This window comes from Streptomyces omiyaensis (assembly GCF_014650895.1).
GTDB lineage: Bacteria > Actinomycetota > Actinomycetes > Streptomycetales > Streptomycetaceae > Streptomyces > Streptomyces omiyaensis.
Window position 1 is genome coordinate 1 of record NZ_BMVV01000069.1, and the last position, 3,803, is coordinate 3,803.

Consider the following 3,803-nt stretch of genomic DNA (forward strand, 5'->3'; position numbering starts at 1 on the left):
CTTCTGCTCATCCTGATTCTGTTCGGTGCGGGTTTCGCGTTGAAGGCCCTGTGGTGGATCGCCATCGCGGTCCTGGTCCTGTGGCTGATCGGGTTCGTCGCCCGCCCGAAGAACGGCAGCGGCCGCTGGTACCGCTGGTAGACGGACGGACCTTTGCGCCCGTCACGCGAGAGCGGCGGTGGCCCACCCCTCACCGAGGGGTGGGCCACCGCCGCTCTCGCTGCCCGCTGCCGCTCCACGGGCGGCCGGATCACGCCAGGTGAAGTGCCCGGACCGGGGTAGGCGCACCAGCAGCCGGGCCGGTCGCCGTGACGCAGCAGGGGGAACCTGCTCACCTCCAACGATCGGCGTCCGGCCCGGGGCGGGGCCGGCACGGGGACGTACCGGCCCCGCCACCACGAACCACCGAACGGCGGATTCGAGTGGGTGCCGACGAGCGGTGGGGCCGCCCGCCGGCCGTCGCGCGCCGGGGCGGACCGGGGCCGGGGGACCGGCGCATCCGGCGGCGCTCGGGACGGGGGATCCGGCAAGCCCCGTCCCGCAACGCCCCCTCACCCCTCCCGGCCTTCGCGGACCTCCCGGTCGGACGCCGGCCACACAGAGGGAAGATCGTCCGGAACCCCGGGAAAGAGGTCCCGGTAGTGCGCCGGGTCCTTGCGCACGAGCGCCGAGCGGTGACTGCGGTGGAACGCCGGGTCCCCGAGCCACGGCGGCACCTCACCCGCCCGCGCGAGCTCGTCCTGCCCGCGCACCGTGCCCGACGGCCGCCAGGCGAGGTAGTCCTCCAGCAGGGTCGCCGCGCAGGTGTCGGCCCGCCCCTGCCCGGTCCACACACCGCAGACGTCCAGCCCGTACCGCACCAGCGCCTCCTCGTACCCGGCCCACATCCGCACCGCGGGATGCCGCCGCCACCCGTACGTCGGCACGGTCAGCCCCCGGAAGACCTGAAGCGCCTCGACGCGCTGCTTGCCCAGGCGCCTGGTGTCCAGCACGGCGGCGGAGCCGAGGAAACTCTCGTACGGCAGAAAGGTCTGCATGCGTACCTGCTGCCCTGTCCCGGCCCCGCTCATCGACTCGATGGGCGAAACTTACACATCTGCCCTAATTTGTGGGGGAATGTTCATCTCGGAAAGGAGACGTCCCGTGGCGGACAAGGCCAAGGGCAAGATGGAGCAGGCCAAGGGCAAGGCCAAGGAAGTCGTCGGCAAGGCGACCGGCAACGAACGGATGCGGGCCGAGGGCAAGACCGACCAGGTCAAGGGCAAGGCGCGCGAGGTCGCGGGCAAGGCGGAGGAGCAGGCCAAGGGCGTCGGGGACTCCCTCCGGGACCGCCGGAAGCACTGACCCCCTCGCCCCCCCGCCGGACCTCCGACGCCCCCGTGCCGGAACACCCTGCTCGTGCGGGGAACGGACGGGCCCTCGCACGTCCGTCCCGGGTCCGGCGAGTCGTGACGGGACCGGACCTGCCCCCGCACCCCGGGGCGGGTCCGGTACGCCGCTCACGGCACGGCACGGCACGGCACGGCACGGCACGGCACGGCCCGGCCCGGCAGGGCACGGCCCGGCCCGGCAGGGCACGGCACGGCCCGGCAGGGCACGGCGCCGCCGTGCGCTAATGCTCCAGCCTGGTGTCGCGGCCCACCTCCTCCCAGGCGGTGAGGTCACCGCGGACCTGCTCCAGGTGGGCGTGGATCGTGTCGATGGAGTCGCTGCCGAGAGCGAGCCGCAGGGGCTTCTCGTCCGCGTTCAGGGCGGCCAGCACCGCCGCCGCGGCCTTCGCCGGATCGCCGGCCTGGCCGCCGTCGCCGCCCTGCACGTAGGCGCGAGTGGCGCCGACCGTGTCCGCGTAGTCGGCGATCGTGTCCGGGCCGAGACCGCCGTTGCCGAACAGGCTGGTGCGGAAGGCGCCCGGCTCGACGATCAGGACGTGTATGCCGAGCGGGCCGACCTCGGCGGCCAGCGCCTCCGACATGCCCTCCAGGGCGAACTTCGTCGCGCTGTACGCGCCGAAGCCGGCCGTCGACATCTGCCCGCCGACACTGCTGACCTGCACGATCGCCCCGGAACGGCGCGCACGCATGTACGGCAGGACGGCGCGGGTCAGCGCGGCGGGGCCGAAGACGTGCACGTCGAAGAGCGAACGCAGCTCGACGTCGTCGGTCTCCTCGACCGAACCGACGTGGGTGCGGCCCGCGTTGTCGACCAGGACGTCGATGCGGCCGTGCCGCTCGGCGACCTCGCCCACCACCCTGTCGACCGCGGCGTGATCGGTGACATCGAGGGTGACGGCGTCGACCTGGTCGGGGTGGGCGGCGACCAGGCCGTCCAAGGCGCCCGCCCGGCGGGCGCCGGCGACCACGACGTCGCCGGCGGCGACCGCGGCCTCGGTGAAGGCGCGTCCGAAGCCGCTGTTGGCACCCGTGATCAGCCATACCTTGCTCATGACGGTCTTCCCCTCCGTGATGCCCCTCGGGACGTGTCGCCCGCCGGCCACCCGGCGGGGACGCAACGAGCATGGATTCCAGGGGAGTTGTCCGTCCAAGATCCGCCGTGATAGCCCATGGGCATGACCACCGACGTGCACGGGCGGGATCTGCGCTACTTCCTCACGGTCGCGGAGGAACTGCACTTCACGCGGGCGGCGGAGAAGCCGTACGTCTCCCAGCCCACGCTCAGCAAGCAGATCCGGGCCCTGGAACGGCAGCTCGGCGCCCCGCTCTTCGACCGCGACCGGCAGGGCGTCCGCCTCACCGAGGTCGGTACGGCCCTGCTGCCGCACGCCCGGACGGTGCTCGCCGCCTGGGACGAGGCGGAGGGCGCGGTACGGGCGGCGCGAGGGGAGGCGAACGGCACCCTGGTCGTCGGGATGAGCACCAGCCCCGGCCGGCGCGGGCTCCTGCCCGCGATCCGCTCGCGCTTCACCCGGTCCCGTCCGCGGGCCGCCATCCGGCTGCGGCAGATCGGCTGGGAGGACCCGACGGCCGGCCTCGCCGATCGTGGCAGCGACGTGGCTTTCGTCTGGCTGCCGCTGGCCGGCGCGGACCGCTTCCGCTGGGTCGTCGTCGCCACCGAACCGCGCCTCGTGGCCCTGCCGGAGGGCCATCCGCTGGCCGCCCGCACACGGATCGACTTCGCCGAACTCCTCGACGAACCCTTCCTCGCCCTGCCCGACACCGGCCCCGCGCTGCGTGACCACTGGCCGGCCCTGGACGCCCGCAACGGCCGCCCGCCCGTCGTCGGCGCACAGATCGCCGGCGCCGACGAGACCTACGAGGCCCTGGTCGGCGGCCTCGGCATCTGCCTGGTCGCCACGGGCAACGCCCCGCTCCTCACCCGCGGCGGCGTCGTCACCCGCCCCGTCGACGGCGTCTCGGAGTCCCGCCTCGCCCTCGCCTGGCGCGCCGACGACACGCGCCCCCTGGTCCGCGACTACGCCGACGCCGCGGCCGGGGCCGCCGCGGCCACGCGCACCTGACCCGAGCCGTCACCGCCCGTGCCACGGCCCGCCGAGCCCTGGTCCGCCCCGTCGGCGTGGCCGTGATCATGTCCGCGCCCCGCAGCGGCCGACCACTGGCGCCGGTCGTGAGAACGGCCGCCGGCGCAGCCGCTGCGGCCGTGGTGCGGGGTGGCAGGTCCGCGTGCCGTGCCAGGTGCTGGTCGGTTGCGGTGACGACGGGATTCGAACCCGCGAGACAGAGGGGGGGGCAGGTCCGCCCCGTCCCCGTCACCCGCCGCGGGAGGGACCTCGCCCACGGCGACCGCAATGGACCGCTCTGCCACGCCACCGCAACCTGCGAGAACGC

General features: G+C 74.5%; 5 protein-coding genes and 1 tRNA gene. 3 read left to right on the plus strand and 3 right to left on the minus strand.

Annotation, left to right across the window (positions count from 1 at the left end; genetic code table 11):
• On the plus strand, positions 1-141 hold a 141-nt coding region (locus IE287_RS37970), incomplete at its 5' end, for a hydrophobic protein (protein ID WP_189853956.1).
• A 410-nt stretch (positions 142-551) separates the two neighbouring features.
• Here the strand turns inward: IE287_RS37970 and IE287_RS37975 are convergent.
• The gene (locus IE287_RS37975) at positions 552-1,037 is read right to left on the minus strand and encodes an MSMEG_6728 family protein (protein ID WP_189853992.1); all 486 of its coding nucleotides are present in this window, start codon (positions 1,035-1,037) and stop codon (positions 552-554) included.
• Between the two features lie 106 nt (positions 1,038-1,143).
• On the opposite strand from IE287_RS37975, the gene IE287_RS37980 reads away from it, so the two are divergent.
• Positions 1,144-1,344, plus strand: coding sequence for a CsbD family protein (locus IE287_RS37980; protein ID WP_268255027.1), 201 nt, complete (start codon positions 1,144-1,146; stop codon positions 1,342-1,344).
• Positions 1,345-1,612: 268 nt separating this feature from the next.
• Here IE287_RS37980 and IE287_RS37985 read toward each other — a convergent pair whose 3' ends face one another.
• Positions 1,613-2,443 (minus strand): oxidoreductase, encoded by an 831-nt coding sequence (locus IE287_RS37985; RefSeq protein ID WP_189853994.1) that lies wholly within the window; start codon positions 2,441-2,443, stop codon positions 1,613-1,615.
• Between the two features lie 123 nt (positions 2,444-2,566).
• Here IE287_RS37985 and IE287_RS37990 point away from each other — a divergent pair, with 123 nt between their 5' ends.
• The gene (locus tag IE287_RS37990) at positions 2,567-3,475 is read left to right on the plus strand and encodes a LysR family transcriptional regulator (RefSeq protein ID WP_229884014.1); all 909 of its coding nucleotides are present in this window, start codon (positions 2,567-2,569) and stop codon (positions 3,473-3,475) included.
• A gap of 189 nt (positions 3,476-3,664) precedes the next feature.
• Here the strand turns inward: IE287_RS37990 and IE287_RS37995 are convergent.
• A tRNA-OTHER gene (locus IE287_RS37995) sits at positions 3,665-3,786 on the minus strand.
• Positions 3,787-3,803 lie beyond the last annotated feature (17 nt).